This is a genomic window from Agrobacterium sp. P15N1-A, assembly GCF_044626815.1.
Taxonomy (GTDB): Bacteria; Pseudomonadota; Alphaproteobacteria; order Rhizobiales; family Rhizobiaceae; genus Agrobacterium; species Agrobacterium leguminum.
Genome location: NZ_JBIUPF010000011.1, coordinates 130,190 through 156,808, shown reverse-complemented (window position 1 = coordinate 156,808; position 26,619 = coordinate 130,190). Strand labels below are relative to the sequence as shown.

The 26,619-nt window shown below is 60.2% G+C and carries 25 protein-coding genes; 15 read left to right on the top strand and 10 right to left on the bottom strand.

Going from position 1 to position 26,619, the window contains the following annotated elements; translation table 11 throughout:
* The first annotated feature begins 12 nt into the window (after positions 1–12).
* The 10 genes from ACIK7D_RS26965 to ACIK7D_RS26920 all read left to right on the top strand — a co-directional run bounded on the left by ACIK7D_RS26965 (position 13) and on the right by ACIK7D_RS26920 (position 9,806).
* Positions 13–1,122 (top strand): nucleoside 2-deoxyribosyltransferase, encoded by a 1,110-nt coding sequence (locus ACIK7D_RS26965; RefSeq protein WP_400158057.1) that lies wholly within the window; start codon positions 13–15, stop codon positions 1,120–1,122.
* Entirely contained in the window at positions 1,119–1,751 is a 633-nt protein-coding gene (locus ACIK7D_RS26960; RefSeq protein WP_400158056.1) for a 7-cyano-7-deazaguanine synthase, read from the top strand. The genes ACIK7D_RS26965 and ACIK7D_RS26960 overlap by 4 nt, the downstream gene beginning before the upstream one ends.
* Before the next feature lie 22 nt (positions 1,752–1,773).
* Positions 1,774–2,403 carry a hypothetical protein gene (locus tag ACIK7D_RS26955; protein WP_400158055.1) on the top strand — a complete coding sequence of 210 codons (630 nt, stop codon included), beginning with the start codon at positions 1,774–1,776 and terminating at the stop codon, positions 2,401–2,403.
* Between the two features lie 625 nt (positions 2,404–3,028).
* The gene (locus tag ACIK7D_RS26950) at positions 3,029–4,066 is read left to right on the top strand and encodes a PstS family phosphate ABC transporter substrate-binding protein (protein WP_400158054.1); all 1,038 of its coding nucleotides are present in this window, start codon (positions 3,029–3,031) and stop codon (positions 4,064–4,066) included.
* 57 nt (positions 4,067–4,123) lie between these two features.
* Positions 4,124–5,503: a phosphate ABC transporter permease subunit PstC gene (pstC, locus tag ACIK7D_RS26945; protein WP_400158053.1), complete on the top strand. Its 1,380-nt coding sequence runs from the start codon at positions 4,124–4,126 to the stop codon at positions 5,501–5,503.
* Positions 5,503–6,813: a phosphate ABC transporter permease PstA gene (pstA, locus tag ACIK7D_RS26940; RefSeq protein WP_400158052.1), complete on the top strand. Its 1,311-nt coding sequence runs from the start codon at positions 5,503–5,505 to the stop codon at positions 6,811–6,813. The genes pstC and pstA overlap by 1 nt, the downstream gene beginning before the upstream one ends.
* A gap of 13 nt (positions 6,814–6,826) precedes the next feature.
* A complete protein-coding gene (pstB, locus tag ACIK7D_RS26935; protein ID WP_400158051.1) occupies positions 6,827–7,642 on the top strand; it encodes a phosphate ABC transporter ATP-binding protein PstB in 816 nt (271 codons plus the stop codon).
* 46 nt (positions 7,643–7,688) lie between these two features.
* Positions 7,689–8,402 (top strand): phosphate signaling complex protein PhoU, encoded by a 714-nt coding sequence (phoU, locus tag ACIK7D_RS26930; protein ID WP_400158050.1) that lies wholly within the window; start codon positions 7,689–7,691, stop codon positions 8,400–8,402.
* A gap of 19 nt (positions 8,403–8,421) precedes the next feature.
* Positions 8,422–9,105, top strand: coding sequence for a phosphate regulon transcriptional regulator PhoB (gene phoB, locus ACIK7D_RS26925; protein WP_400158049.1), 684 nt, complete (start codon positions 8,422–8,424; stop codon positions 9,103–9,105).
* A gap of 14 nt (positions 9,106–9,119) precedes the next feature.
* Complete coding sequence (locus ACIK7D_RS26920) at positions 9,120–9,806, top strand: winged helix-turn-helix domain-containing protein (protein WP_400158048.1); 687 nt, start codon at positions 9,120–9,122, stop codon at positions 9,804–9,806.
* A 535-nt stretch (positions 9,807–10,341) separates the two neighbouring features.
* On the opposite strand, the gene arsK is transcribed toward ACIK7D_RS26920, so the two are convergent.
* From arsK to ACIK7D_RS26905, 3 genes are read right to left on the bottom strand one after another with little or no spacing between them, the layout of a single operon-like run.
* Positions 10,342–11,574 (bottom strand): arsenite efflux MFS transporter ArsK, encoded by a 1,233-nt coding sequence (arsK, locus tag ACIK7D_RS26915; protein WP_400158047.1) that lies wholly within the window; start codon positions 11,572–11,574, stop codon positions 10,342–10,344.
* Positions 11,571–12,992, bottom strand: a complete 1,422-nt coding sequence (locus ACIK7D_RS26910; RefSeq protein ID WP_400158046.1) for an FAD-dependent oxidoreductase — start codon at positions 12,990–12,992, stop codon at positions 11,571–11,573. Before ACIK7D_RS26910 ends, arsK begins: the two co-directional genes overlap by 4 nt.
* Before the next feature lie 52 nt (positions 12,993–13,044).
* Positions 13,045–13,365: an ArsR/SmtB family transcription factor gene (locus tag ACIK7D_RS26905; RefSeq protein WP_400158045.1), complete on the bottom strand. Its 321-nt coding sequence runs from the start codon at positions 13,363–13,365 to the stop codon at positions 13,045–13,047.
* A 150-nt stretch (positions 13,366–13,515) separates the two neighbouring features.
* On the opposite strand from ACIK7D_RS26905, the gene phnD reads away from it, so the two are divergent.
* The 4 genes from phnD to phnE (ACIK7D_RS26885) all read left to right on the top strand — a co-directional run bounded on the left by phnD (position 13,516) and on the right by phnE (ACIK7D_RS26885) (position 17,010).
* Positions 13,516–14,472 carry a phosphate/phosphite/phosphonate ABC transporter substrate-binding protein gene (phnD, locus tag ACIK7D_RS26900; protein ID WP_400158044.1) on the top strand — a complete coding sequence of 319 codons (957 nt, stop codon included), beginning with the start codon at positions 13,516–13,518 and terminating at the stop codon, positions 14,470–14,472.
* 65 nt (positions 14,473–14,537) lie between these two features.
* Positions 14,538–15,377, top strand: a complete 840-nt coding sequence (gene phnC, locus ACIK7D_RS26895) for a phosphonate ABC transporter ATP-binding protein (RefSeq protein ID WP_400158043.1) — start codon at positions 14,538–14,540, stop codon at positions 15,375–15,377.
* Positions 15,374–16,192, top strand: coding sequence for a phosphonate ABC transporter, permease protein PhnE (gene phnE, locus ACIK7D_RS26890; RefSeq protein ID WP_400158042.1), 819 nt, complete (start codon positions 15,374–15,376; stop codon positions 16,190–16,192). Before phnC ends, phnE (ACIK7D_RS26890) begins: the two co-directional genes overlap by 4 nt.
* The gene (gene phnE, locus ACIK7D_RS26885; RefSeq protein ID WP_400158041.1) at positions 16,192–17,010 is read left to right on the top strand and encodes a phosphonate ABC transporter, permease protein PhnE; all 819 of its coding nucleotides are present in this window, start codon (positions 16,192–16,194) and stop codon (positions 17,008–17,010) included. Before phnE (ACIK7D_RS26890) ends, phnE (ACIK7D_RS26885) begins: the two co-directional genes overlap by 1 nt.
* Positions 17,011–17,045: 35 nt before the next feature.
* Here phnE (ACIK7D_RS26885) and glp read toward each other — a convergent pair whose 3' ends face one another.
* From glp to ACIK7D_RS26865, 4 genes are read right to left on the bottom strand one after another with little or no spacing between them, the layout of a single operon-like run.
* Positions 17,046–18,335, bottom strand: a complete 1,290-nt coding sequence (gene glp, locus ACIK7D_RS26880) for a gephyrin-like molybdotransferase Glp (RefSeq protein WP_400158040.1) — start codon at positions 18,333–18,335, stop codon at positions 17,046–17,048.
* A gap of 51 nt (positions 18,336–18,386) precedes the next feature.
* Positions 18,387–18,776, bottom strand: a complete 390-nt coding sequence (locus ACIK7D_RS26875) for a c-type cytochrome (RefSeq protein ID WP_400158039.1) — start codon at positions 18,774–18,776, stop codon at positions 18,387–18,389.
* 56 nt (positions 18,777–18,832) lie between these two features.
* The gene (locus ACIK7D_RS26870; protein WP_400158038.1) at positions 18,833–21,457 is read right to left on the bottom strand and encodes an arsenate reductase (azurin) large subunit; all 2,625 of its coding nucleotides are present in this window, start codon (positions 21,455–21,457) and stop codon (positions 18,833–18,835) included.
* 13 nt (positions 21,458–21,470) lie between these two features.
* On the bottom strand, positions 21,471–22,001 hold the full coding sequence (locus ACIK7D_RS26865; protein ID WP_400158037.1) for an arsenate reductase (azurin) small subunit: 531 nt from the start codon (positions 21,999–22,001) through the stop codon (positions 21,471–21,473).
* A gap of 90 nt (positions 22,002–22,091) precedes the next feature.
* On the opposite strand from ACIK7D_RS26865, the gene ACIK7D_RS26860 reads away from it, so the two are divergent.
* Complete coding sequence (locus tag ACIK7D_RS26860; RefSeq protein ID WP_400158036.1) at positions 22,092–22,799, top strand: cysteine hydrolase family protein; 708 nt, start codon at positions 22,092–22,094, stop codon at positions 22,797–22,799.
* A 129-nt stretch (positions 22,800–22,928) separates the two neighbouring features.
* On the opposite strand, the gene aioR is transcribed toward ACIK7D_RS26860, so the two are convergent.
* Genes aioR through ACIK7D_RS26845 form a run of 3 tightly spaced genes read right to left on the bottom strand, consistent with a single transcriptional unit; the run spans position 22,929 to position 26,618 of the window.
* Positions 22,929–24,242 (bottom strand): arsenic response regulator transcription factor AioR, encoded by a 1,314-nt coding sequence (gene aioR / locus ACIK7D_RS26855; protein ID WP_400158035.1) that lies wholly within the window; start codon positions 24,240–24,242, stop codon positions 22,929–22,931.
* Positions 24,232–25,698 (bottom strand): sensor histidine kinase, encoded by a 1,467-nt coding sequence (locus ACIK7D_RS26850; RefSeq protein WP_400158034.1) that lies wholly within the window; start codon positions 25,696–25,698, stop codon positions 24,232–24,234. Before ACIK7D_RS26850 ends, aioR begins: the two co-directional genes overlap by 11 nt.
* A complete protein-coding gene (locus tag ACIK7D_RS26845) occupies positions 25,695–26,618 on the bottom strand; it encodes a PhnD/SsuA/transferrin family substrate-binding protein (protein ID WP_400158033.1) in 924 nt (307 codons plus the stop codon). Before ACIK7D_RS26845 ends, ACIK7D_RS26850 begins: the two co-directional genes overlap by 4 nt.
* Position 26,619 lies beyond the last annotated feature (1 nt).

Genomic DNA, 26,619 nt, shown 5'->3' with positions numbered 1-26,619 from the left:
CAGGAATTCGTCTTGCTGGGTGAAGCGAAGGGCAGTCCGAACGTCATCGTAATTGGTGATGCGACCGAAGTCTCCGATCAGGGATATGAAGATCTCCTTCGGGAGGAAAAGTCAGTCGAGTTCCTGGAAGTCGGGGAGGTGCTCAAGTCATTCTCCGAGGTCTTGATATTTCCCGGGAAGTTCGACCTTTCCGAGATAGCGAGGGTGCTTTCCGCGACGGCGCGCGTAAGCTTCGACGTCGCCTACGACACCGAGGATTTCTCGTCGATCGAATCCTTTGCGGGTCGGGTGGGAGCGGTAGCCATCTCGACGTCCTCGCCGCTTTTCTCCCGTGTCGGTGCGGTCGGCATCGACCCTATGATCGAGGCCGCCACCGCGCTTGGCGCAGAGGCGTTCCTACTCAAGGAAAACCGCGGTGGCAGCCGTCTCTTCGACCTGCGAGCGCATGAGGTTGAGAGCGTGCCCGCGATCCTTTCGTCTACCGTGAACTCCGTCGGCGTTGGGGATGTCTACTCGGCCGTAATGGTCGGGTTTCGGGAGCGGGGCTGGAAGGAGGCAGCATGGCGCGGTGCGAGGGCCGCGACTTCGTATGCGGTCACAACGTATCCCGACGATTTCCGAGAAGACGTGCGACGTGAACTCGCCCTATCGCTCGAGGAGATGCAGGACCTAGGTGGAACTATGCTGCCATGGCATGCCCGACCCAGCTTCGATATCTATCTTGCGGCACCGGATTTTTCCTATGTGGACAAGCCGGAGGTGGATCGTGCCGTCGAAGCCCTTCAGTACCATAACTTCACCGTTCGTCGTCCGATCGAGGAGAACGGCGAGCTTCCGCGTGGAAGTTCGCCCTCCGTCTTGCGGGCAATGTTCGCGAAAGACATCGCGCTGCTTGAAGCGTGCAGGGTGATCTTTGCTGTTCCTTTGGAACGTGATCCCGGAACCTTGGTCGAGATGGGGATCGCCATGGCAAGCAAAAAGCCGGTCATCACATTCGATCCCAGACGGGAGAACAACAATACGATGGTGGCCGGCGGCAGCGCGGCCTACTCTGATGATCTGGATATTTGCATCAACGGGTTGTTCATCGAAATATCGAAACTCTGGATGGCTTCACGATGAAGAAGGTCATTTTGCTCGCGTCGGGCGGCTTGGACTCAACGACCGTCGCATATTCGCTGTCGAGCGAGAACATCGACGTGCACCCGGTCTTCTTCGACTACGGGCAGCATTGCGTGGAAATGGAATGGAGCCGTGTCAACGAGGTCCTTCCGTCTGCTGTCCGCCGTCCGGCACGCTTTGACATCTCGGACATCTTTCGGGGATCACCGTCACGTCTCATAAAGGAGGCTGATCTCTGGGAGGAGGAGGTGAGCGACGTAGACCTGTATGTCCCCTACAGGACGATGCTGTTCTTCGCCGCGGCCGCGGCCAGGGCGCAGACGATGGGCATCCTTGAAGTCTACACCGGGTTCATCAACAGCAATCACGCCAAGGAAATCGACTGCACCTCGGAGTTCATGAACGGCCTGGACAACCTGATCGATAACATCGGTCCGGTCCGCTTCACATCGCCCTTCCGTTTTTCAACGAAGACTGAGGTTGTGCGCGAGGCGGTTCGACTGGGTGTTCCGATCGGAAGGACCTATTCCTGCCAAGCGGCCAGCACGTTTCCTTGTGGCGCTTGTCCCAATTGTGTTGATCGCCTCGATGCGCTAGAGGACGCCGGTCTCAATGCAAGGGTTGGATAGGATGCAGTCAACGACGGTGCAAATGTTGCTTGCGGCACGTCTTGTCGCCGACTACGCCAGAGAACTGGGCGCTGACACCGAGAGACAAGAGACGCGACCAGTCTACAACCACATGGGCGCTCTCCTGGCGGACTCTGTCCTGCAAGCTGGCTTGAACTACAACTCTGTCGTCCGACCGAGAGTGGAAGCGATCCTCGCGCAGTTCCCGCAGTGTGACAGGACAAGCGCGCTTCTCCCGGTGGTGGGCGAGGGGAAGACCGCGGCATTTCTCAACTGGACACATCTGGAAAAGATCGGGCGCTTCGAGTCGCTGGTCAGGTTCTTGGACGGCAATTCCATCGAGACGGTGTCGGATCTCGGAGAAGAGCTGCAGCAGCCAGGTTTCGTCGAGCTCCTTCGGGGCGTGAGGGGAGTCGGCCCCAAGACAGTCGACTACATGGGTTGCCTTGTCGGGTTGGATTCCGTTGCCGTCGACAGGCACGTCAGAACCTTTGCGAGGAGGGTGGGCGTCCTCAACGACGACTACGATTTCCTCAGGTCAGTATTCTGCTGCGCTGCCGACCTCCTGTCGCTTTCGCGCCGCCAGTTCGATGCCTGGGTATGGCACAGGGAATCGTCACTCTCGAGTCATCAAATCGAGTTCTCTTTCTAGGTTCGCAATCGGAGTAGGGGCTTCGCACGCGCGCGTGGCACGTTCTCGACGGACTGGAGTAGCTGACCTTCACCCCGGGGCAGCTTGGCGAGGTGGACCCATCCCCATTGATTGGTCTGGAAACCAGAACGCCAGATCGTCGTCTGCGCCGACAAAGCCGATAACGGGAAGCTTGTCAGCCCGGATCAGAAGGCGTTCGAGATACCAGACTATCTTCTCGTCGACCCATCGGGTAGGTCATTCTAGGGGGCGGGTCCGAACGCAGTGGCAGGGCGATCAAGGCATGGATTTCCCAGTCTCCACGGCAGTAATTCACTTCCTTGGCGGTTGTGATGCTGGAGGGTCGCCGGAATTCCCCCGATTATCGCCGGGTAGATGGTGACAGATTTTGTTCGCGATATCCTTTGCCGCAGATACCGTAAACAGCCAAGATACCCCACCACGTTGATGTCATAACCCGGATTCCGCTGTGTCTGTCTGAGCAAGCGCGTGAGGGTGCAAACCTCTGCAAATGCGGGCGGGCCCGTCCTTTTTGCAAATGAAATAAAACTGTCACAAAACTGTAATGTGCAGCAGATAGAGGGTAGCCGACGCCGAAGCGTCAACAATTCTAAGGGAGAAATCCATGAAGAAGTATCTAGGAAGTTGCGCTGTAGCCGCTATTCTGCTGGCAACCGCAGGCGTCGCAACCGCTCGCGATCAGATTAAGATCGTCGGTTCCTCCACCGTATTTCCCTACACGCAGGCTGTAGCAGAAGAGTTTGCCAACAAGACCGGCAAGCCTGCTCCGGTTGTTGAATCCACCGGTACTGGCGGCGGCTTCAAGGCATTCTGCGGTGGCGTGGGTGAAGGATTCGCCGACATCACCGGCGCTTCCCGCGCAATCAAGGATTCCGAGGTCAAGCTCTGCAAGGACAATGGCGTTACCGACATCTCGGAAGCTCTGATCGGCTACGACGGTCTTTCGATCGCCGTTTCGCGCGCCAATACGGCTGAGTGGAACTTCACCAAGGCGCAGATCGTTCAGGCACTCGCTGCCGAGCTTCCGGACGGCAAGGGTGGCCTGAAGGCCAATCCGAATAAAAAGTGGTCCGACATCGACAAGTCCCTTCCGGACGTCAACATCGTCGCCTTCGGCCCGCCGCCGACCTCCGGTACCCGCGACGCGTTCGTTGAGCTAGTCATGCACGAAGGCTGCGCCAAGGTTCCAGGCATGGCCGACATCAAGAAGGCTGACGAAAAGAAGTACACGGAAGCCTGCTCGCGCATGCGCCAGGATGGCCCGTTCATTGAAGCAGGCGAGAACGACAACTTGATCGTCCAGCGTCTCGAGTCCGACAAGAACGCCGTCGGCATCTTCGGCTATTCGTTCCTCTACGAGAACGAGGACAAGCTCAAGGACATCAAGGTTGAAGGCGTCGAAGCAAGCTTCGAGACCATCAAGAATGGCTCCTATCCCGTCTCGCGTCCGCTGTTCATCTACATCAAGAACGCGCACCGTGATGTTATCCCTGGTCTCAAGGATTTCCTTCAGGAATACACCTCGAAGAGTGCGATGGGCGAAGATGGATATCTCGCTGAGCGCGGTCTCACGCCGCTTGACGAAGCCAAGCGCGCCGACATCGAAAAGGCCGTGATGAGCGGCAAGAAGATTGGCTCCTAACGGGCTCAAATCGCCGCCCGCAGCATGCGGGCGGCTTTTTCCATATTTGGGGGTAACATGACGGGCTACCTACTTCTCCTGCTGGCGGTTCTTGCTGTCCTGACAGCCTATTTCGGAGTTTATCGTGCACGCGTAGCGGCTGTTCCGGGTGGGCAGGTTCGCTTGAAGGCGCATTCGAGGCCAATCTATCATGGCCTGAACGCAGCAATCTGGGCCGCCGTGCCTGGTTTCGTTTTCTTGCTTGTCTGGCTGCTGTTTCAGAACAGCATCATAAACCACCTCGTCATTTCCTCGTTTCCGGGCGCCGATGGCATGGAGGCTGCTGCCAGGGATCTCCAGTTGAGCGAGATACGGCAGGTCGCCTCCGGCAACATCTTCAAGCAACCGACGCCCGAGGTGAGTGCCGCCGCGGAGCACATGCGCTCGCTCCAGTCTACTTCTTCCTACCTCATGGTCGCCTTGACCTGCTGCATTGCCGCTCTCGGTGCGTTCCTGGGGTTCAAGGTCATAAGCCCGCGCTACCGCGCTCGCCACAGTGTCGAGACGGCAGTGACGGTCTTCATGATGTTCTCGTCGCTGGTGGCGATCATCATCACGATCGGTATCGTAGGATCGCTCGTGTTCGAAGCGCTTCACTTCTTTGCCCGCGTTCCGGTTACGGAATTCCTTTTCGGCCTCCGCTGGGAGCCGCAGATCGCAATCCGCGCTGACCAGGTTGCAGGGCAGGGCGCTTTTGGTGTTCTTCCGGTTCTCTATGGCACGTTCCTTATCTCCGCGATTGCGATGATTGTTGCCGTCCCGATCGGCATCCTCTCGGCGATCTACCTGACCGAATACGCGCATCCCGGCTTCCGCGCCGTCGTGAAGCCCCTGCTTGAAATCCTCGCTGGCATCCCGACTGTGGTCTACGGCTTCTTCGCTGTCCTCACCGTCGCTCCCGCCATACGCGATCTCGGTGCCGCCATCGGAATTCCTTCGTCCCCGAACAGCGCCCTGGCCACCGGCCTTGTGATGGGCGTGATGATCATTCCGTTCATCTCGTCGCTGTCCGACGATGCCTTCGCCGCAGTGCCGCGGGCGATGCGGGACGGATCGCTGGCTCTCGGCGCGACCAAGGGCGAGACCATCCGCAAGGTTCTGCTGCCGGCAGCGCTGCCGGGCATCATCGGCGGCGTGCTCCTCGCACTCAGCCGAGCCGTTGGCGAGACGATGATCGTCGTCATGGCCGCCGGCCTCATCGCCAAGATCACTCTCAATCCTTTCGACGCAGTCACGACGGTGACCGTTCAGATCGTTACCCTGCTGATTGGCGACTCTGAGTTCGACAATCCCAAAACGCTCTCCGCATTCGCGCTCGGCCTGATCCTGTTCCTGATCACGCTCGTGCTGAACCTGATCGCGCTGCGGACCGTCCGCAAGTACCGGGAGAAATACTGATGTCCGACATAGCAGTTGCTAACCCGGGCATGGTCCCGAAACAGAGCCAGCGCGTCGACTGGCACTCCAAGGAGATGCAGGCGCGACGCAAGTCCCGCTACGCTGCCGAGAAGCGCCTTAAAGGCTACGGTCTGGCGGCCATCGTCTTCGCTCTCGGCTTCCTAGCCTTTCTGATCTCGTCGCTGACGTTCACCGGCTACAAGGCTTTCACGCAGACCGTGGCCACAGTGAGCATCGACCTGAGCAAGGCGCAAATTGACCGCGCCAATCTCATGGACGCGAACTGGCGCGACGTTGTTCGCGAGGCCTTGCGTGCCCAGATCCCGGATCTCAACCGCCGTCAGGAACGTGGCTACTTCGACCTTTACACATCGTCGGCGCCGTTCCTTGTCCGCGACGAGGTTATCAAGAATCCGTCACGTCTGGATGGTCCCGCGACCTACGTCATCCCGCTTTCCGACCGAGCCGACCAGCTCGCGAAGGGCGAGATCAGCCGAGACACTCCGGAAGCGCAACGCCGCATCACCGACGAGCAGATTGGCATGTACGACCAGCTCGTGGCGAAGGGCATCATCTCGTCGCCGTTCAACTGGGGCTTGTTCTTCAACGCCGACAGTCGCTTCCCCGAACTAGCAGGTCTGGCCGGAGCCATCTCGGGATCCTTCTGGTCGCTGCTTGTCTGCTTTGCCATAAGCTTCCCGATCGGCATCGCAGCGGCGATCTATCTCGAGGAGTTTGCTCCGAAGAACCGTCTCACCGATCTCATCGAGATCAACATCAACAATCTCGCGGCGGTCCCGTCGGTCGTCTTCGGCCTCCTCGGCCTTGCCGTCTTCCTGAACGGCTTCGGGCTACCGCGCTCGGCTCCTCTCGTCGGCGGGCTGGTTCTGTCGCTCATGACGCTGCCGACGCTGATCATCGTCACCCGGGTGTCGCTCAAGGCGGTGCCGTCTTCGATCCGCGAGGCAGCTCTGGGTATTGGGGCGTCGAAACACGAGATGATCTTCCATCACGTGCTGGCTCTTGCGATGCCGACGATTATGACGGGAGCGATCATTTCGCTCGCACGCGCGCTCGGCGAAACCGCGCCACTGCTCTTGATCGGGATGAACGCCTTCATCACCAGTCCACCTGACGGCATTTTTGCCTCGTCCACCGCGCTGCCGAGCCAGATCTATATGTGGGCCGATAGTCCGGAGCGCGGGTTTGTATCCAGAACCTCGGCGGCGATCCTGGTACTGCTTGGTTTCCTCGTCCTAATGAACGCAATCGCTATTTTCCTCAGGCAGCGCTTCGAGCGTCGGTGGTAGAAGGAGTAGGACCATGAACATGATGTCAGAAGCAGAAGTTGAGAAGGCCCTGGACAAGAAGATGAGCGAGACCTCCTACAAGATGATCGGCAAGGACGTGTCGGTCTACTACGGCGAGAAACGGGCACTGTACGACGTGAACCTCAACGTTCGTGAAAATACGGTAACGGCTCTTATCGGCCCTTCAGGTTGCGGAAAGTCCACCTTCCTGCGATGCCTCAACCGTATGAACGATACGATCGAGAGCTGCCGCGTCACAGGCAAAATTACCCTGGATGCCGACGATATCTACGATCCGGACATCGACGTCGTAGAGCTGCGGGCTCGCGTAGGCATGGTGTTCCAGAAGCCGAACCCCTTCCCAAAGACCATCTATGAGAATATTTCCTATGGCCCTCGGATCCACGGTCTGGCCCGAAGCAAGCCTGACCTCGACGTGATCGTCGAAAGCAGCTTGCAGAAGGCTGGTTTGTGGAACGAGGTCAAGGATCGTTTGCATGAATCCGGTACAGGCCTATCGGGCGGTCAGCAGCAGCGTCTCTGCATCGCACGTGCAGTCGCCGTCTCGCCGGAAGTCATCCTGATGGACGAGCCTTGCTCCGCTCTCGACCCGATTGCCACTGCCAAGGTCGAGGAGTTGATCCACGAACTGCGCACGAATTTCAGCATCGTAATCGTTACTCATTCGATGCAGCAGGCGGCTCGTGTGTCGCAGCGCACCGCCATGTTCCACCTCGGTCACCTCGTTGAGGAGAACGAGACTGACAAGATGTTCACCAACCCCGACGATCAGCGCACTCAGGACTACATTATGGGTCGCTTCGGTTGATCCCGTCGTAGCCGCTGGACGTTTGGAAACAGGAAGGAACAAGACGATGGCATCGACACACATCATGTCTGCTTACGACGAAGAACTGAAATACCTGAGCCGAAGCATCTCCGAGATGGGCGGGCTCGCTGAGCAGATGTGCGGCGACGCCGTGCGCGCGCTCGTCAACTCCGACGGAGCACTCGCCCAGAGAATTATCTCCGATGACGTGATCCTCGATCACTCCGAGCGAGAGATTCAGGATAAGGCGATCACCATGATTGCCAAGCGGCAGCCTGTGGCAGCAGACCTTCGCGAGATCGTCGGAACACTACGCATAGCGGCGGACCTCGAGCGTGTCGGCGATCTGGGAAAGAACACTGCCAAGCGTGTTATAGCGGTTGCCGGAACCGGCGTGCCGCGCAAGCTGGCCCGAGGGCTCGAGCATCTTTCGGAGCTTGCTTTGGTGCAGCTCAAGGATGTTTTGGATGTTTTTTCGACCCGTTTGGTGGAGAAGGCCGAGGCGATCCGCATTCGCGACGAAGAGATCGACGCGATGTATACTTCGCTGTTTCGCGAACTCCTCACCTACATGATGGAGGATCCACGTAATATCGCCACCTGCACGCACCTTCTGTTCTGTGCGAAGAATATTGAGCGGATCGGCGACCATGCTACCAACATTGCCGAAACGATCTACTACATGACGACAGGCGCCCAGCCGGAAGGCGAGCGTCCGAAGGACGACTCGTCCAACACCGTTGGTGCCACTGGTCAATGATCTGTGAAGTGGAGCTGAAATGCTGCCCAAAATAGCTGTTGTGGAAGATGAGGAAGCGCTGAGCGTGCTTCTTCGCTATAATTTGGAAGCAGAGGGTTACGAGGTCGACACCGTCCTTCGAGGAGACGAGGCTGAGATTCGTCTTCAGGAGAGGATACCCGATCTCCTGATTCTCGATTGGATGCTGCCTGGCGTCTCGGGGATCGAGCTCTGCCGTCGTTTGCGCATGCGCCCCGAGACGGAACGGCTGCCGATCATCATGCTGACGGCCAGGGGCGAGGAAAGCGAACGTGTTCGCGGCCTCGCCACCGGCGCTGACGATTATGTGGTAAAGCCATTTTCGACACCGGAACTGATGGCTCGTGTCAAGGCGATGCTTCGGCGCGCACGACCTGAGGTGCTCTCAAGTCTTCTACGTTGCGGCGATATTGAACTGGATCGCGAAACCCACAGGGTGCATCGCAAGAGTCGAGAAGTGCGGCTTGGTCCGACGGAGTTTCGTCTTCTGGAGTTTCTGATGTCCGCCCCGGGGCGGGTTTTCTCCCGGTCGCAGCTCCTCGACGGCGTATGGGGACATGATATCTACGTCGATGAACGGACCGTCGATGTGCATGTTGGACGGCTTCGCAAGGCGCTCAACTTCTCCAATATGCAGGATGTCATCCGCACCGTTCGCGGCGCCGGATACTCCATGGAAAGTTAGTCGGTAAGCAGAAGATGAGCGCACGCATCCTATTGGTCGATGATGACGAATCTTTTCGTCTTGTTCTACAGAAGGCCTTTGCGGCAGACGGCTTCAGTGTATCGACGCTTTCAGACGGTAAAGAAATTTCCGACCGTTTGAAGTCCGCTCCTCCGGACGTACTGGTGATGAGCTCGGATATTCCTGGGGTGCCTGGTGTCGATGTGTGCCGCGACGTGCGCCTCGACCAGGCCCTTTATAGGCTACCCATAGTTCTTCTGGTTCCATCAGGGAGCGAGGGTCTTCATCTTACGGCTCTCGCGGCAGGCGCTGATGAGTGCCTTATAAAGCCATTTTCGCCGGCCGAGCTCGTCGTCCGCGTGAAGAACCTGCTTAGGCGCGTAAATCCTGCTCTCTTGGACCATCTGCTAAAGGTCGGTGATCTCACGCTCGACCGGGAGGCCCACCGAGTTCACAGGCAGAAGCGTGAGGTCAAGCTCGGTCCGAAGGAATTCAAGCTTCTTGAATTCCTGATGCGAACACCCGGCAGGGTCTATTCCCGATCAGAGCTCAAGGTATCCCTGTGGGGAGATGATGCGACCGTCGATGAGCGCGCGATTGATGTCCATATTGGTCGACTTCGCAAGGTTATCAGCCTCGGCAAGGCTGACAACGTCATACGTACCGTCCGCGGAGCCGGATATTCGTTGGGAGATTTCTGAGCAGTGTCGGGCAAGCACGCCTCCCGCTGGCAAGTTTGGAAATCAGTCTCAAAGGCAGGCTACTGGTCGAACAGTTCATTGAGCTGATGAGGCACGGCAGGCTTGCTCGCTTGCGGCGCCTCATCATGTCCAGAAGGCGCGGGGACGTCTCGATCTCGGCTCTCCGCCCTCCCAATGTTGCGCAATCTGATCAGCGCACGATCAGCAAATGATCTTAGCCATCAGCATCACAGTGTATGCACAGTCGGACAAGTTCAGTTCCTCCTTTTCTTCGAAACCTGAGGTTAGATTTCGTCCCGCGTTGCTCGGCTCGACACCCCAACTGAGACTTGGAAGCGGTATCGAGAACCCCGCCCGCTGGCTAGTTTGCGAAGCCGCAGTCTCAACCAACTAGATCTTGGTTGCCTCTTTGTCCGGACCATGAATCTCCAACAGCGACACTTCCGATGCAGGCCAGTGAGCGCAAGGAACCGTAGCGTTGCAAAGGGCCAACCATCGCTAGAACCGAACGGCGTTCTCGATATTTTTAGTTGGATCACCGGGAGACGGCGACCGCGTTTCGATCGGTGGACACGGACTTGTGCCGGGAGATTGCAATGCAACCGAAGAAGATCACCGCGAGGACACTGCCACCGATGCTGAGGGTTAATGATGGTTTCGCCCCCCAGGAGTACAGGAGCACCGCGAATGCGAAAGGGGCGAGGGCGGACGAGAACTGTCTCGCGGCGGTGACCCATCCAAGCCTCGCCCCGTATTCCTTCCTCCCGAACAACTCCAGCGGCAGGGTGCCGCCCACGATACTGGCAAGACCGGATCCGAGCCCGAACAGGATCGCAAATACGATCAGTCCTGGAAGCCAGGGCGTTGTCGTCATCAGAACTGCGAGTGCCGTGGCCAGCAGGCCCGCCGAGATCACCGCGAGTACCGTCTGCGACAGCCTGCCGCCGAAAATCATGTTGAGCAGCCGACTTGCGACCTGCGACGGACCGAACAGGGTGGAGACCATGAGACCAGCCGTGCCCAGTCCGAGAGCGGTCAGGAGGGGGACCATGTGTACCAGGACTGATGCAAGGACGAACCCTTCAAGGGCGAACCCCGCCAGCATGAGCAGGAAGATGGCATTCTGCGGGGGAGACTTTACTGGCGGGACCGCGGAATCTCCGGATGAATTGGCCGCTGGCCTGCTGTCAGCCGGCTCGCGCGGAAATCTTCCGATCCACCAGTGGATAGGCATGCAGACCGCACCGTTCAGTAGGGCAAACACCAGATAGATTTCTCGCCATCCGAGATGCTCGTGGAGTGTCGCCGTGAGGGGCCAGAAGAGCGTCGACGCGAATCCTGCGATGAGGGTGAGATGGACGATGCTTCGCTGCGCCTTGCTGCCTCCGACCTGGACGATCGCGGCGAACGCCGTGCTGTAAAGGACGACGGTGGCCGCCAGTTCCATTGCGATCATGGACGCGCCGAACATGAACGCATTGGTGGAGAAGGCCGCACAGACGAGCGAGACGGCCGCCGCGAGAGAGCCCGGCACCATCAGCCGGCCGGCACCGAACCTGTCGGCCCACTTGCCTGCTTTCGGTGCCAGAAGGCCGCCCATCAGGAGCGCTACCGAGAGCAGCCCGAAGAGCCTATCCTCTGGAATGGAGAGATCTCGGGCCATCGCCGGCGCGAGGATGCTGAACGAATAATAGAGTGTGCCGTAGCCGATGATCTGCGTCACACCCAGCGCCCAGATCAGGCGCGCCGGCGCTTTCATATCATTCATTCTGCAGGTTCCAGATCAGAATGTCTGGCAGTCGCCGTGCCACAGCCGCAGCCGCTCGCGCCTTCCACCTTGGCTTCCATGTCCGCGACGCAGCAGGCGTCGACCTTGGCTGGGGCGGGCCCCCCGCAACAGCCTTCGGACGCTGCTTCCGCAAGGGCGGGATTCGTAGCACTGCAGACGCCCGTCTCGGGAAGAACGAGATGCACCTCCCGCGCAGCCTTTGCGTCCCCCGCCAGTTCCGCGACCACCGAACGGACCTGCTCGTACCCGGTCGCCATGAGGAAGGTGGGAGCACGGCCGTAGGACTTGGAGCCGACGATGTAGAAGCCAGCTTCCGGCTGCGTCAGTTCCACAACGCCGTGGGGCGGCACCGTCCCGCAAGAATGAAGGTTCGGGTCGATCATCGGAGCGAGCAGGCGAGGAGCCTCCACCGCGGGATCCATGTCCAACCTGAGTTCCCGCAGCATGTCGAGATCGGGCCGGAAGCCTGTCGAGGCGATGATCCGATCGACGACGAAACTGACCTCGGTGCCGTCCTTCGACGCCTGCACGCCGAGGCGGTTTCCGTCCCTCCGGACCGAATGGATCGCAACAGGAGCAAGGAGCGTAACCCGACCGCTGTCGATCGCTTCCTTGGCCGCCAGGCCTAGATCTCCGCGGGCGGGAAGCTGATCATTCAGGCCGCCGCCGAGAAGGCGGTCGATCCTGTTGCGACGAAGCGCCCACAGGATCTTTGTCTCAGGAGCTGCCTTCTGTAGATTAAGAAGCGCGAGCACGACGTTGATCGCCGAATGGCCGCTTCCGACGACGAGGACCGTTGCTCCGGCATAGTCCGCTTGCTCCCGCCCGGCAACATCCGGAATGCCGTATGCGATCCCGCCGGCTGCCGTCTTCTCTCCGATGACGGGGAGGCCATCCACGCCGAGCGGATTCGGCCGTGACCATGTTCCAGAGGCGTCAAGGACGGCTCTCGCCTCGAATGTCCGCTCCTCGTTATTGTCATCGGTATAGCGGATGCAATAGGCGGCGGCATCGCGTCCCTGGTTGGTGACTTTGTCCAATCCGGCACGGGTTAAGGCCGTTACGGTCGCGCCGTAGATGATGTTCGATTCGATTTCCGGGAGAGCTGCGAGCGGCTCGAGATAGCGTTCGACGATCTCCGCCCCTGTTGGAAGCTCGTCGACATCGGGCATCCTCCAGTTGGAACAGCCGAGGAGGCTCGCAGCAGCGCTCTCGACGATATACCGCCATGGAGAGAACACGCGAACGTGGCCCCACCTGCGTAGCGACGACCCGGCGGAAGGCCCGGCCTCGAGGATTACGGGTCGGATCCCCCGCTGGACAAGCTGGGCGGCTGCGGCGAGCCCGACAGGGCCTGCACCGATGACCGCGACGGGAAGATGTGTCTCAACTGTCATGTTTCTCTCCTTCCATCCTTCTAGTTTTATCGAATTATAAGTTCAAAAAAATTCACTCAGTGACGGCGTTCAGGGTCTCTTCGCACCGGCCGTCTGCGCAGCATTCGTCGGCTAGGTAGCCGATCAGCGACGACATTGCCTTGTAGTTGGCCCGGCAGATCAGGGTCGTGCCGTTGCGCTCCTGCGTCACGAGCCCTGCGTCGAGCAGCTTCTTGCAGTGATGCGACAGTGTCGAAGCTGGAATGTCGAGGCGCTGCTGGAGGCCGCCGACTGGCAGGCCGTCAATGCCGGCGCGCACGAGCATACGGTAGATCCGAAGCCGTGTCGGGTTGCCGAGAGATTCCATTTGCGATGCTACTAATTCGAGTTTCATGGAAATAAGGTGCCGAATCTCTCCACTCAAGTCAACTGGAATTTCGATGATTGTGGAAATACGGGATTCGCGTTCCGCCTGTCACAAAACTGTAGTCGGAGTGCCGAATAACAGGACGCTCAATCAAGGGTTTCCAACAAGGAGAGGGATATGAGGAAGTTCATGGCGTTGCTCGCATTGTCGGTGGCGATGTTCGCGCATACCGCGCATGCGGAGTTCAAGCTCGACAGCCGCTACGCGGACGCGGATGGCGACCTCGTCGCCGATGTTCCCACGGATCCGGCTCAGCTCGTGGATCCGGACACGCTTGTCTTCGCCTATACCCCTGTCGAAGATCCGGCGGTCTATGCGGACGTCTGGAAGGGCTTTCTCGACTACCTAGCGGAAAAGACAGGAAAGAAGGTCCAGTTCTTCCCCGTTCAGGAAAATGCCGCTCAGATCGAGGCCATGCGCGCAGGCCGCCTCCATGTATCCGGCTTCAATACGGGATCGAATCCCATCGCCGTCGCATGTGCGGGCTTCCGCCCATTCGCCATGATGGCTTCCAAAAAAGGCGAATTCGGCTACGAGATGGAGATCATCACCTATCCGGGATCCGGTGTGGAGAAAATCGAGGACCTGAAGGGCAAGCAGCTCGCCTTCACCTCGGAAACCTCGAATTCCGGTTTCAAGGCTCCGTCCGCTCTCCTCAAGTCCGAATACAAGCTGGAGGCCGGAAGGGACTTCGAACCCGTGTTCTCCGGCAAGCATGACAACTCGATCCTCGGGGTCGCCAACAAGGATTATCCGGCCGCTGCGGTTGCCAACTCAGTGCTGAAGCGCATGGTGGCGCGCGAGGTCGTCAAGGAGGATCAGATCAGATCGATCTTCAAGTCCCAGACGTTCCCGACCACGGGATACGGCGTCGCCTACAACCTCAAGCCCGAGCTCCAGGAGAAGATCAAGGACGCATTCTTCTCCTTCAACTGGGAAGGATCGGCACTCCTGAAAGAATTCCAGAGCTCGGAACCTCCGCAGGAAAGCTTCATCCCGATCACGTTCAAGGAGAACTGGAGCGTCATCCGTCAGATCGACCAGGCGACCGGCGTCTCCTACGAGTGCAAGTGAGCTAGGTGCCGGGAGGTGACACCCGACAGGGCTGGCGCCTCCGGCTCAACTTCGGAGACATGCGGATGCTGCGGATTGTCGGACTAACCAAGACATACAGGACAGGTGACAAGGCGCTGAAGGGTGTGGATCTCGAGATACCCGCTGGGCAGGTCGTCGGTCTCATCGGCCCCTCCGGTGCGGGAAAGTCCAGCCTGATCCGCTGCATCAACCGACTGATCGAGCCCAGCAACGGCAAGGTCTTCCTGGGCGATCTGGAGGTGACGGGGCTGTCTCGCAGCGAACTCCGGGTTGCGCGGCGGCGGATCGGCATGATCTTCCAGGAATATGCCCTCGTGGAGCGGCTGACCGTGATGGAGAATGTACTGTCAGGAAGGCTTGGATACGTGCCCTTCTGGCGGAGTTTCCTGCGCCGATACCCGGCGGACGCTGTCGAGAGCGCATTCGCGCTGCTGGAGCGCGTCGGCCTGAGCGCGCACGCGGACAAGCGTGCCGACGCCCTGTCCGGTGGTCAGCGCCAGCGCGTCGGCATCGCACGCGCCTTGGAGCAAGGACCCGAGCTGCTGCTGATCGATGAGCCGACGGCGTCGCTCGATCCCAAGACATCCCGCCAGATCATGCGCCTCATCGTCGAGATCTGCCGCGAACGCGGTCTCCCGGCAATCATCAACATCCACGACGTGGTGCTGGCGCAGTCGTTTGTCGAGCGCATCATCGGCCTGCGGGCGGGCGAGGTCGTGTTCGACGGGCCGCCCCAGGCCCTGGACACCGCGGCGCTTACCCGGATCTATGGCGAGGAGGACTGGGACGCGGTGCGCCGCGAGGCGGAAGCAGACTTCGAGGACGAATATTCCGCCCCCATCGCCTCGCAGAGGACCGAGGAACGCATGGCGGGTGCCGTATGAGCCTGCACGCGGTCTCGACGAGCGATCCTCGACGGTGGCAGCGACCGCCGCTCTTCATCAAGAGCCGCTTCATGCGCTGGCTGGTCTATGGCGGGCTGCTCATCTACCTGGCTGCGGCGGCCTCCAGCGTCGAGATCAACTGGCTCCGGGCCTACGAAGGACTGGACCGCGGTTGGCGCTTTCTGCAGGGCTTCCTCGTACCTGACTTCACCTCGAGATGGCGCGACATCGTCGCTGGTCTCCGCGAGAGCCTGACGATGACGGTTTGCTCGACCATCGTCGGCATTCTCGTCTCCATTCCGATCGGCATCGGCGCGGCGCGGAACCTGGCTCCGGCTCCCGTGTACTATGTCTGCCGAGGAATCATCACGGTCTCCCGGGCGTTCCAGGAGATCATCGTCGCGATCCTCCTTGTGGCCATGTTCGGTTTCGGACCGTTTGCGGGGTTCCTCACGCTGGCCTTCGCAACCATCGGATTCATCGCCAAGCTCCTCGCCGAGGACATCGAGGAGATCGAGGTGTCACAGGCCGAGGCGATCCGGGCGACTGGCGCGTCATGGCTCCAACTCATCAACTACGCCGTCCAGCCCCAGGTGATGCCGCGGCTGATCGGCCTCTCGCTCTATCGGTTCGACATCAACTTTCGGGAATCCGCTGTCATCGGCATCGTCGGGGCAGGGGGCATCGGCGCCACCCTGAACACCTCCATCGACCGCTACGAGTACGACAGTGCCGGCGCGGTCCTGATCCTGATCATCGTGATCGTGATGCTGGCCGAATACGGCTCCGGTCTCATTCGCAAGCGGATTAAGTGATGCCTGTTTCCTCAACGCCTGAAGGCCGGAAGCGCTGGACGCACATGACGGCGAGGTCCGAGTTCCTGCAGTGGCTGGGATGGTTCCTGCTCGTTGCGGCGTTCGTGTTCTGCTGGCGGATCATGACACAGGACACGATCTGGGCCTTCGTCCACGACGCGCCGAGGCAGGGAGGCGACATCCTCGCCCGAGCGCTTCCCCCGCGTCTCGACTACATTGGCCAGCTCTGGATTCCGCTCTGGGACACCATCAACATGGCCAGCCTCGGAACGCTTGCGGGCACCGCGATCGCCGTACCAGTGGCGTTCCTGGCGGCGCGGAACACGACGCCGAGCATCCTGGTGCTGCGCCCGATTGCGCTCTTCGTGATCGTCGCTTCCCGGTCGATCAATTCGCTTATCTGGGCCCTTCTGCTGGTCTCGATCCTGGGGCCGGGAATGCTCGCCGGGATCATCGCGATCGCTCTTCGCTCGGTCGGCTTCATCGGCAAGCTGCTCTACGAGGCGATCGAAGAGATCGACGAGACTCAGGTGGAGGCAGTCGTCTCCACCGGAGCCAGCCGCCTTCAGGTGATCGACTATGCGATCGTGCCTCAGGTTCTGCCGTCGTTTCTCGGGACGACGGTGTTCCGCTGGGACATCAACATCCGCGAATCCGCCATACTCGGTCTCGTCGGCGCTGGCGGGCTTGGCCTGAAGCTGCAATCCTCACTCAACATGCTCGCCTGGCCACAGGTGACGGCCATCTTCCTGGTGATACTCGGCACGGTGTTTGTTTCCGAGTGGATATCCGCAGCAGTGCGCAAGGCGATCGTGTGATCAAGGACGAAGCCTAGATCATCAGGATGATACCGTCAGAATTGGAAGGGCAGATACCGTAACTGACATCCGGCGTGGAGCTCCACGACGTCTTCTGGCACGATCGCCAGACCTGTCGCGCGCGCCATCGGCAGCAGGCTTCCCGACGATCCCCTGCCGAGAACCATGACGATCGGCCGTCCGAATTTGTCCCGCCCCGAGACCTTGACTGGAACGAACTCCGTGCGGCCGGCGCGCTTCGAATAGCTGGAGGAGAGAGCAGCCTGAACCCACTGAGTTTCCAATTCTCGCAGTCCGGCGGTCCTCTTGATCGCGGGCAACGCGATCTGGCTCAGTACCACCGCGGCCGCCATGGGGCTCCCAGGCAGTCCGATGAACAGGGCCCGACCGACCCGGCCGATCGTGGCAGGCTTTCCCGGCCTCATGGCGACTTGAAGCACGTCCAGCCTGGCGCTGTTTGCTTCCAGCACGGTCTGAATGTGATCGGCTCCTCCGTGCGACATGCCGCCCGACGTGATCAGTACATCGTAGGTGCCGGACGCTGATCGGACCGTCTCGCTGATGGAATGGAAATCGTCATGGATCCTTCCGAGATCCGTGTACTCGATCCACGGCTGCGACAGCATTCCAGCAGCCATGGAGCTGTTGGAGTCGTAGATCTGGCCCGCATCGAGGCGTTCGCCAGGACTGCGCAGCTCGGATCCAGTCGCAAGGACAGCGATCCGCACTTTGGGGCGGACCATCACTTCCGTGATGCCCAGAGCCGCAAACAGAGCTGCTACATGTGGAGTGACAATCGCGCCGGAGGAGGCGATCAACGCGTCTTTTTCGACGTCCTCGCCTCTGCGCCGGATGTTCTCTCCTATCCGGGGCTTTGTGGATATAAGGATTTCTCCGGGCTCGAACCTCGAACATCGCTCTCTGACCACGACTGTGTCGTAGCCGGGCGGTATGGGTGCTCCCGTGAATATCTCGACTGCGGTTCCTTCGCACGCTGCGGAGCCTCCGGCCGCATCACCTGCGACGACCCGGCGGACAACCCTCAGGGACCATGGCCCGCTTCCGGCAAAGTCGGCTGTTCTGACGGCGAAACCGTCCATCGCGGAATGGTCGAAGCGCGGCAGCGATGCGGGAGCCGTCACATCCGCAGCCAGAACACGCCCGATAGCACCGCCGAGTGAAAGTTGTTCTGACGCTGTCGGCGAGAGAGCGGCTGCGATCGCGGCTGATACGGCATCATCGAACCGCATCGGTGCCTTGCCGCTCTCAGGGCGGATGCTTCCGCAGTCGTTCTGGGCGGCATTGGCCTCGAATGGAATGTTCATATCTCCCCCGCCTGGATGAAATGGCCGAAGATTTCCCCGGCCATGGATGCGTCACTGTGTCTGGAACGTCTTGAGGTATTCGATGACGTCCGCGATCTCCTCCGGCTTCTTGAGACCGGGGAACGCCATCTTGGTACCCTTGATGTAGGCTTTAGGATTCGCCAGGTATTCGGTGAGATGCGTGTCGTCCCAAGTCCAGCCTTCCTCGGCCTTGGCCTTGAAGGCCGGCGAATAGTTGAAGCCGGGCGCGGCGGCCACCTTGCGGCCGATGATGCCGTTTAGTTCGGGCCCGACCTTGTTCTTCGCGCCGTCACCGACGGCATGGCAGGCGGTACAGCGTTTGAAAACGGCTTCCCCTTTTGCCGCGTCGCCCGCTGCCAGTGTGGGGGAGGGGGCGACTGTGACAAGACATGCGAATGCTGCTGCTAGAATGTTCCGCATTTCGAATTCCATGTTGCATTGAATGTGGGAAGGGCGGTGGACCGCCCTCCGGCGGATCAGGCCGAACGGTATTCCTTCGGCTTGAATGTCAGGTGGGCGACGTTGCGAGGTGCGTCGGAGATCTTGCGGATTTCGCCCCAGGTCTGCTTGTAGTTGGGAATGATCAGCTCGTTCGTTCCGGCGTTGACGACGTTGCCCTGCACCCCGGTCGGATAGCCGAACAGCATGAAGGTCTCCCCTCGACGGGCGGTCGGGGTCGGATATGCCATCGCCTGCGTCGCACCCGCGTCGTTGTAGATTTCCACGAGGTCTCCCTGCTTGATCCCGGCCTCCGCCATGTCCTCCGGGTTCATCTCGATGAAGGGATACGGCCAGCGATCCATGACGAAGTCGTTCTCCTGGTCCAGATATGCGGACTGCCATACGGTGTTGGCGCGGCCGTTGTTGATCAGGAACTTGTGCTTGTCCTTCTGCGCCTGCTTGCCGGGAGCCTGGAGGCCGCGCCAGACGCTGTCCTTGAAGATCGCCTTGCCGTCGGGCGTGTTGAACTTCCCGTCGGCGTAGAGCCGCTGGGTGCCGATGATCCGCTCGGTTCCCGCGTCAGACACCGAAGCCGCAGCAGCATTCGCGTCCGCCTGCTGGACTGGCTCCTTGCCGCGGGCTCCTTCGATGGCAGGACCTCCCACGACCATCCCAGGCTGTGCGCCCGTGGTTGTTTCGCCTTGCGAGCTGCCCGCCGCGGCAGGTCCGCCTTCGATGCGGACGGCTGGCTCCTGGAACCCGTTGTTGCCCATCGCGCGGAGCCGGGCGTATGTGACGTACTCTCCGCCCTTTTCGTGCTGATGGTAGCCGTCCATGAAGGCGTCTTCCTCGGTCTTCCAATCGAAGCCCTTGAACTTGTCGGCATAGGAAGCGTCGCCCATCTCGCGCAGGACCCGCTCAATGTTGTTCGCCAGACGCGCGGCGATGAGGCAGTCCGGCATCGACTGTCCGGGCGGATCCATGTAGCGCTCGGTGAGACGCATGCGGCGTTCGCCGTTCATCGAGGTGAGGTTCATCTCACCCGATGTCGCCGCAGGAAGGATCACGTGGCAGGCCTGACCGATTTTGGTCGGGATGATATCGACGTTCACCGCGAAGAGGCCGCCCCTGTTGATGGCGTCAACGATCGCCATCACCATTGCGTTGCGGTCACCGTAGGGAACAGCACTCATCGCGTCTTTCACGAGGTCCGTGCGCTGCTTGTAGACGCGCTTGAACTCATGTGCGTTCAACGTTGTCTTGTAGTGGTCGCAGCCCCAGACGTGATGGACGGCTCCCTTGCCGCCGATCAGTAGCTGGTCGACATAGGCAGCGGGCTTGCCCACATGCGCGTCCGAGGGTCGCGAGTAGCCTTCCTGGTGGCCGCCGAGGCGAACACAGCCGCCACCCGGACGGCCGATGTTGCCAGTGGCGAGTGCGATGTTCACCAGAGCGGCGTTGGTGCGGTAGTTGTCGTTGCCCCAGATGAGGCCCTTCTCGTAGGGCAGCATCGTCCGGCGGCGCTTGCCGTCGGACTTAGGTTCGGCGATCCACTGGGCGGCCTTCTCGATATCCGCTGCGGAGACGCCGCAGATTTCCGACGCTTCCTGCAGCGTCATCCTGTTCGCCTTCACGGCCTCGTTGAAGCCCTTGGTGCTGGCGTCTATGAATGCCTTGTCGACCCAGCCCTTCTCGACGATATGCGTGAAGATCGCGTTGAAAAGGGCAAGGTCCGTGCCGGAGTTGATGGCAAGATGAAGGACGTTTTCTGCCCCAGCCTCGGCTTCGGCGGCGTTGATGCTCACCGTGCGGCGGGGATCGACGAAGATGATCCTCGTTGGCGGATGCTCCTCGCCCGGCAACTGCTCCTGCTTCTTGTCCGCCGTCGTGCCGCGCAGGTTCGGAATCCAGTGATTGAGGAAGTAGTTGGTCTGCGTCTCGAGAGGATTCGCGCCGACGCAGAAGATCGTATCGGCGAGTTCGGCATCCTCGTAGCAATTGTTGAGTTCGCCGACACCCATGTCACGGGTGGCATGGACCTCGGAGTTGTAGGCCGGACGGTTGTGGATCCGGATGTTCTTGATTTTCATCGCTCCGAAGTAGAGCTTGCCCGTGCCCCACGTATTTTCGTAGCCGCCGCCCGCGCCGCCATGGTCGTAGGCGGAGACGTAAAGTTCGTCCTCACCCTTTTCCTTGATGATCGTGGCGGTGACCCTCGCTACGAGATCGAGAGCGTCGTCCCAGCTCGTCGGCTGCATCTGGCCATACCGCCAGACCAGGGGATCGGTCAGGCGCTGCTGCTGCGTGTTGCGGGCTTCCGAATAGCTCATTTCGGCCATCCGCGCGCCGCGGACGGAACCGAGACCGGAGTTCACCACGCATTCGTGGTCCGGCTTGATAACGATATGCACGTCCTGACCGTTCTGCTTGACGACGTTGTACATGGACGGCGAATACCAAGCGTCGGTCTCAGCGGGCTGCTGAGCGGCCAGGTCGACGCCGAATAGGTTCTTGTCCGGCGCGGTGCCGCCCTGCTTGTTGATGGGCCAAGTGTAGGCATGATAACCGCAGCCGACGATGCAATAGTGGCATGTGACGTTGTGCTGCTTTGCGTCTGCGGGGATGATCGGCAGACGGTCGATCTGACGTTTGAAAGCCATGGCAGGATCCTCCTCAGATCACGTTCGAAAGACGGCCGTAGAGCAGCTCGTCTATGCCTTCGGCGAAGACGTCGCCGTTGTCGGCCACACGGAGCACGTACTGCGGAAGGTTCTGCGTCGACTGGCCCCAGACCTGCTGGCCGCCCTTCTCCGGATCGAATACCGAATAGTGACCGGGACAGTTCAAGGTCTTCTGGTCGGCCGAGTAGCTGAGCGGGTATCCCTTGTGCGGACAGATCGTGGAGAAGCCGACGATGTCGCCGTCGGGGCCTACTCCGCCTTCGACACGCACGCCGAGCTTCAAAAGGACTCCCGCCGCGTCGTCGTCGGGGTAGGCTACGTCCAGCGGTTCGTTGACGGTTAGATCCTTGATGTTCCCCAGTCGGTTCGAAGGATATTCGACTCCCGCGGAGGGAATGACGCCCTTCGCCTCCTGTGCCGCAGCCGGCGCTACCGCCGCTACGGTTGCGCTCGCGGCGGCAATGGCTCCGCCGCGCAGAAACTGACGCCTTCCAATATCAACCATGTTTCGACAGCGTGACATTACTCTCTCCCTCGCAAAGGTGACGATGCAGAGGGATCTGCAATGGGTGTGCCAGTTCGGAGATGCCCAGAAAGGTTGGATTCTAGCGCGATGGCAAGCTTGAATGTTCGGATATTCAAACGCGCCATGCTTTCAGTTGTTCGCAAATCCGGACAGAGGCTCGTTCGAGAGCGGCGATCGTGTCACGAAAAATACATTCGCATCCGCCATATGTTGGGAATGACCAAACGTTGCCTGGCCATCATCGATCTGATTAACGACTATCTCGATCACTGGGACAGCGACAAAGCATGCCACTTGATTGAGAATACCAACAGCGTAGTCAGAGCTTTTCGACAGTCGGGCCTTCCAGTCATCTGGGTCAGGCAGGAATTCAGGGCTGACCTCAGTGACGCATTTCTTGAGATGCGCGAAAAGAACATCAGAATTGCAATCGAGGGGACAAGAGGAGCACAGCTTCACGCTGATCTCGATTGGAATCCGAACGATGTGACAATCATCAAGAAACGTTACAGCGCATTTTTCAAAACGGAACTCGAACACCTCCTGGCGGAAGATGAAGTAGGCGAATTGGTCTTGTGCGGAATCAACACACATGCATGCATACGCATGGCCGCGATAGACGCATACCAACGCGATCTCCGGGTGCTCCTGGTTGCGGATTGCATCGACTCGTACAATGACGAGCACGCTCGGGTCTCGCTGGATTACATGGACGGGAAGATCGCCAAGGTCGTGACCGCCGCCGAGATCAACGACATCCTCCGTTCGAACGTGGCGGCATTGCCAGCGGAATAAAGGCGTTCCTGTCTGGCGGCGCATGCCAGATCCAACGCATCTGTTCGCAGATGGCTGGAAGCGTCAGGAGGTCACGACCAAGGATTCGAAATCTGCCGGAGTAGTCATTGCCTCGGCTGGATCAGGCGATCAATGTCCACTCTCAATCCCGTATCTCGTCATCTTCTCCCAGAGGGTAGTCCGCGATATGCCGAGTTGCCGCGCGGCCTGGGAAATCTGTCCATCCGTGGCACTCAGCGCCCGCAGGATCTGACGCTTCTCCGCGGCATCGCGCGCGTCTGACAGCGTTTCGACGGCATGGCTCTCGAACGTCTTCCTATCTGGAAAGAGGTCGGCGGGCAGCAGCAGGGTGTTCTCGGAAAGCGCGGCCGCCCGTTCCAGACGGTTGCGGAGTTCGCGCGCATTGCCCGGCCATTGATGTTCCAGCATCGCGTCCTCCGCCAGCATGCTGATGCCGCGCACTTTCGTATCGCGAACCTGCATGATGTCTTCGAGAAAGCGCTGGGCGAGCCAGAGCACGTCTTCCGGGCGCTCCCGGAGAGGCGGAAGCAGGACCGGCAGCGCGGAGAGGCGGAAGAAGAGATCCTTCCGGAAGGTGCTGGTCTCGGAGCCGATCTCCTGATGGGTGGCGCAGACGATGCGCGCGTTGAACGGGACAGGCTTTTCGCTTCCGAGCCTGTGGAACCGGTTGTCCTCGATCAGCCGCAGCAGCTTGGCCTGAAGGTGAGGCGGCATGTCCCCGATCTCGTCGAGGAACAGGATCCCGTCGCCTGCACGCTCCGCGTAACCCCGGTGTAGCTGGTTTGCTCCGGTGAACGCACCTTTCTCGTGCCCGAACAACTCGCTTTCGAGCAGCTCGGTCGGAATGGCCGCGCAGTTGACTGCAACGAAGGGTGAGGCGGCTTTCGCGGAGGCCTGGTGAAGGAAGCGAGCACTCACCTCCTTGCCGGTTCCAGTCTCTCCCTGGATGAGTACGGGGAGCGGATGGGACGCGTACCTCCGAAGCATCATTTCGGCATCCCGCATGGTACGAGAGATGCCGAGGACGCCATCAACATTAGCTGCCGCTCGCGTGCGGAGACTTGACGAGATCCGGTCGAGAAGGGCGGGCATCTCGAAGGGCTTGGTAATGAAGTCGACAGCGCCGCTTCTCATGAGGCGGACCGCCTGGTCGATGTCGCCGTAGCCGGACATGAACAGGAAAGGGGTGGGACATTCGCGGCTGCTTTGCCGGAAAACGTCCTCGCCGTTCATGTCGGGCAGCCGGATGTCGCAGATCACCAGGTCGAAGGCATCCGATCCTCGGCCAAGCTTGCGCAGCGCTTCCTCGCCTTTCGTCCACCACTCCACCTGATGACCTTCCAGGCAAAGACGTTGATACAAGGACTCGCCCATGATCGGATCGTCCTCAAGTATCGCGATACGGCCGGTTTCAAGCTGCATGATCCACATCCTTTCCGCGATCAGAAAGCGGCAGGCGGAGAGTGATCATGGTCCGGCTCCCGTCTCCGCCTCGTACATTCACACGTCCGCCCACATCGTCCACCATGCGCCGCACCATCCACAGACCAAGTCCGCCGGCGGCCTGTGCGGCAGACCACGGATCCTGGGAGGTCAGCACGCCGGCGGCTGCGCTGCCAAGGCCGGGTCCGGAGTCCGAGACAGCGACGACAAGGACGCTTCCTCCGTCCTCAAATCCGGTCCTGACAGCCACGCTGCCTCTGTCGCCCGCCGCCGTGCTTGCGTTGAGCACCAAATTCAGCAGCGCCTGGCGTATCGTCGGACCTGGGAGGGAGGTGATCGTAACGTCTGTCGGTATGCTCGACCAGTCGAGCGTCTGGTTGCGGCTGGCTATGACGGGACCGGCAAGCAGACGGACGTCTTCCAGATCCGAAAGCCGGAGGCTCTGCGTCGTCCTATCCGGACGATAGGTGGCAAGCGCCGCCCGGACCACGTCCCGGATGCCTTTGAGACCTCGTTCCAGAAGTGAAAGCGACGTGTCTCTCACCCCGTCGTTCGACCCGTGCCTGCGCAGGGTGTCTATCGAGTTGAGGAGCCCGCCAAGTGGGTTGTTGATCTCGTGCGCCATGCTGGAGGCTAGCCGCCCGAGACTCGCCAACTTCTCCTCCTCTGCGAGGCGCTGGGTCAGGGCGTTCCGCTGGCGTTCCGCCTCGACGAGGTCGTTGAAGCCATGGAAGAGGTCGGCGAACTCGCCGCCGCGGGAAGGAAACTCATTCGGTGCGATCGTTCGTGGTGTTCCGGCGGCTCCCGAACGCATGTGGGCCGCCAGAGTGGTGATCGGCTCCACCATCCGCCTTGCGAGAACATATCCGGCTGTCGCGAAGACGGCCGCGAGGACCGCATTCGTTGCAAGCAGGGTGTTCAGGACCTGCCGCCTTTCGGCAATCAGATGGGAGATGTCGAAGGAGGCATGGATCGCACCTATGGTCTTCTGCTGGTAGAGGAGGGGGCGGACGCCGAAACCCGTATGCGCGTTCCAGTCGATCTGAATTCCTCCGTCTGCCCGGCTGGTTGCATATTCAGCGGGAAGATCCGACAGCACCGGCACCTTGCGCGGATCGCTGGCTGCGAGCACGCGTCCATCACGCCCTGTCACTACGGTCTCCAGTGGGGAGACCGATCTGAAGACCAATCCTGTCCGGTCGAGCACGTCGAAGGTCTCCCAAACATCCTGCCTGAGCACGGGTGGAATAAGCGCGCTCGAGAGACCGTCGAAGTATGTGCGGACGACGTTTCCAAGCTGCTGTTCCTGCATTTCGTGCAGTCTGGTGAGAACGCGCTCGGAAATGATCACGCTGATGACCACCATCAGGGCGGCGACCATAACGGGCGCGCGAATGGTGAGGGGGATCCGGGCAAGGCGTTCGATCACCGTCATCCAAGCCTCCGCACGATATCCATGCTCGCCGCGATGCTCTGGTAGCTATCGTCGGAGGTCGTCGAGAATCCGTCGAGCCTAAGGCGGTCCAGCACCGAACGGCCGACCGCGTCCGAGTTCATCGACAGAAGCGCTGTCTGGATGTCCTGGAAGACGGACGTATCCTTCAGCCGGAGAGGCGCTGCGAAGGGAGGAAACCCGTGCCAGACGGACTTGAGAAGGACCCTTGTCCGGGACACGAGATCGGGCTCCGTCTCGAGCATGATCTCCCAGACGTAACCGTCCACGCTGCCGGAGTCCGCCAGGCCGGAGGAGACAGCCCTGATGACGTTCCGGTGTCCGTAGGTGAACAGGGATTTGCGGAAAAACTGCTCCTCGGAGATGCGGCGCTCGGCCAGATAGGTTTTCGTGACCAGATAGCCGGAATTCGAATCCGGATCCGAGAATGCATGGACGTGTCCGCTGCAGTCGTCGAATGTGGTTGCGGTGCTCCCGGACCCTACGATGAGATAGGACTGGTAGAGCGGTCGGCCACGCCAGACTGGCGTCGCCACCAGTTCGAGTTCGTCGCGGAATTTCATGTAGGGATAGCCGCAGATCCAGGCCGCATGGAGATTGCCGGATACCAGGAGGGCAGTGACCTCCTGGTATGTCCGCTGGGTAACAAGCTGAACGTCCCGTTTCATGGCGGCTGCCAGATAGGCCTGCAGCTCGTCGAGAACTTCGAGGTCGTTGGAAAGGAACACGGGCGTCAGTCCGACGCGGATCGAACCTTCCCGTGGCGGTGCGCTCAGTTCGAAGCTGGCCGCGGGACTGGAGGCCGCGACAAGTCCGCCGAGGATTCCGGTCGTGAACGATCTGCGTGTCAGGCTTCCCGCCCTGGCATGCCGACAGTGGTCCTCGGTGTCAGCCGGTATCATT

Coding starts and splice junctions, on each gene's coding strand:
- phnC (WP_400158043.1), top strand. CDS start 14,538: ATGCTGCGGATTGTCGGACTAACCAAGACATACAGGACAGGTGACAAG.
- ACIK7D_RS26860 (WP_400158036.1), top strand. CDS start 22,092: ATGGCAAGCTTGAATGTTCGGATATTCAAACGCGCCATGCTTTCAGTT.
- ACIK7D_RS26870 (WP_400158038.1), bottom strand. CDS start 21,457: ATGGCTTTCAAACGTCAGATCGACCGTCTGCCGATCATCCCCGCAGAC.
- phnE (WP_400158042.1), top strand. CDS start 15,374: ATGAGCCTGCACGCGGTCTCGACGAGCGATCCTCGACGGTGGCAGCGA.
- ACIK7D_RS26950 (WP_400158054.1), top strand. CDS start 3,029: ATGAAGAAGTATCTAGGAAGTTGCGCTGTAGCCGCTATTCTGCTGGCA.
- ACIK7D_RS26845 (WP_400158033.1), bottom strand. CDS start 26,618: ATGATACCGGCTGACACCGAGGACCACTGTCGGCATGCCAGGGCGGGA.
- glp (WP_400158040.1), bottom strand. CDS start 18,335: ATGAACATTCCATTCGAGGCCAATGCCGCCCAGAACGACTGCGGAAGC.
- ACIK7D_RS26910 (WP_400158046.1), bottom strand. CDS start 12,992: ATGACAGTTGAGACACATCTTCCCGTCGCGGTCATCGGTGCAGGCCCT.
- pstB (WP_400158051.1), top strand. CDS start 6,827: ATGAACATGATGTCAGAAGCAGAAGTTGAGAAGGCCCTGGACAAGAAG.
- phoU (WP_400158050.1), top strand. CDS start 7,689: ATGGCATCGACACACATCATGTCTGCTTACGACGAAGAACTGAAATAC.
- phnD (WP_400158044.1), top strand. CDS start 13,516: ATGAGGAAGTTCATGGCGTTGCTCGCATTGTCGGTGGCGATGTTCGCG.
- ACIK7D_RS26865 (WP_400158037.1), bottom strand. CDS start 22,001: ATGTCACGCTGTCGAAACATGGTTGATATTGGAAGGCGTCAGTTTCTG.
- aioR (WP_400158035.1), bottom strand. CDS start 24,242: ATGCAGCTTGAAACCGGCCGTATCGCGATACTTGAGGACGATCCGATC.
- ACIK7D_RS26920 (WP_400158048.1), top strand. CDS start 9,120: ATGAGCGCACGCATCCTATTGGTCGATGATGACGAATCTTTTCGTCTT.
- ACIK7D_RS26875 (WP_400158039.1), bottom strand. CDS start 18,776: ATGCGGAACATTCTAGCAGCAGCATTCGCATGTCTTGTCACAGTCGCC.
- phoB (WP_400158049.1), top strand. CDS start 8,422: ATGCTGCCCAAAATAGCTGTTGTGGAAGATGAGGAAGCGCTGAGCGTG.
- ACIK7D_RS26955 (WP_400158055.1), top strand. CDS start 1,774: ATGTTGCTTGCGGCACGTCTTGTCGCCGACTACGCCAGAGAACTGGGC.
- ACIK7D_RS26850 (WP_400158034.1), bottom strand. CDS start 25,698: ATGACGGTGATCGAACGCCTTGCCCGGATCCCCCTCACCATTCGCGCG.
- pstC (WP_400158053.1), top strand. CDS start 4,124: ATGACGGGCTACCTACTTCTCCTGCTGGCGGTTCTTGCTGTCCTGACA.
- pstA (WP_400158052.1), top strand. CDS start 5,503: ATGTCCGACATAGCAGTTGCTAACCCGGGCATGGTCCCGAAACAGAGC.
- ACIK7D_RS26960 (WP_400158056.1), top strand. CDS start 1,119: ATGAAGAAGGTCATTTTGCTCGCGTCGGGCGGCTTGGACTCAACGACC.
- phnE (WP_400158041.1), top strand. CDS start 16,192: ATGCCTGTTTCCTCAACGCCTGAAGGCCGGAAGCGCTGGACGCACATG.
- ACIK7D_RS26905 (WP_400158045.1), bottom strand. CDS start 13,365: ATGAAACTCGAATTAGTAGCATCGCAAATGGAATCTCTCGGCAACCCG.
- arsK (WP_400158047.1), bottom strand. CDS start 11,574: ATGAATGATATGAAAGCGCCGGCGCGCCTGATCTGGGCGCTGGGTGTG.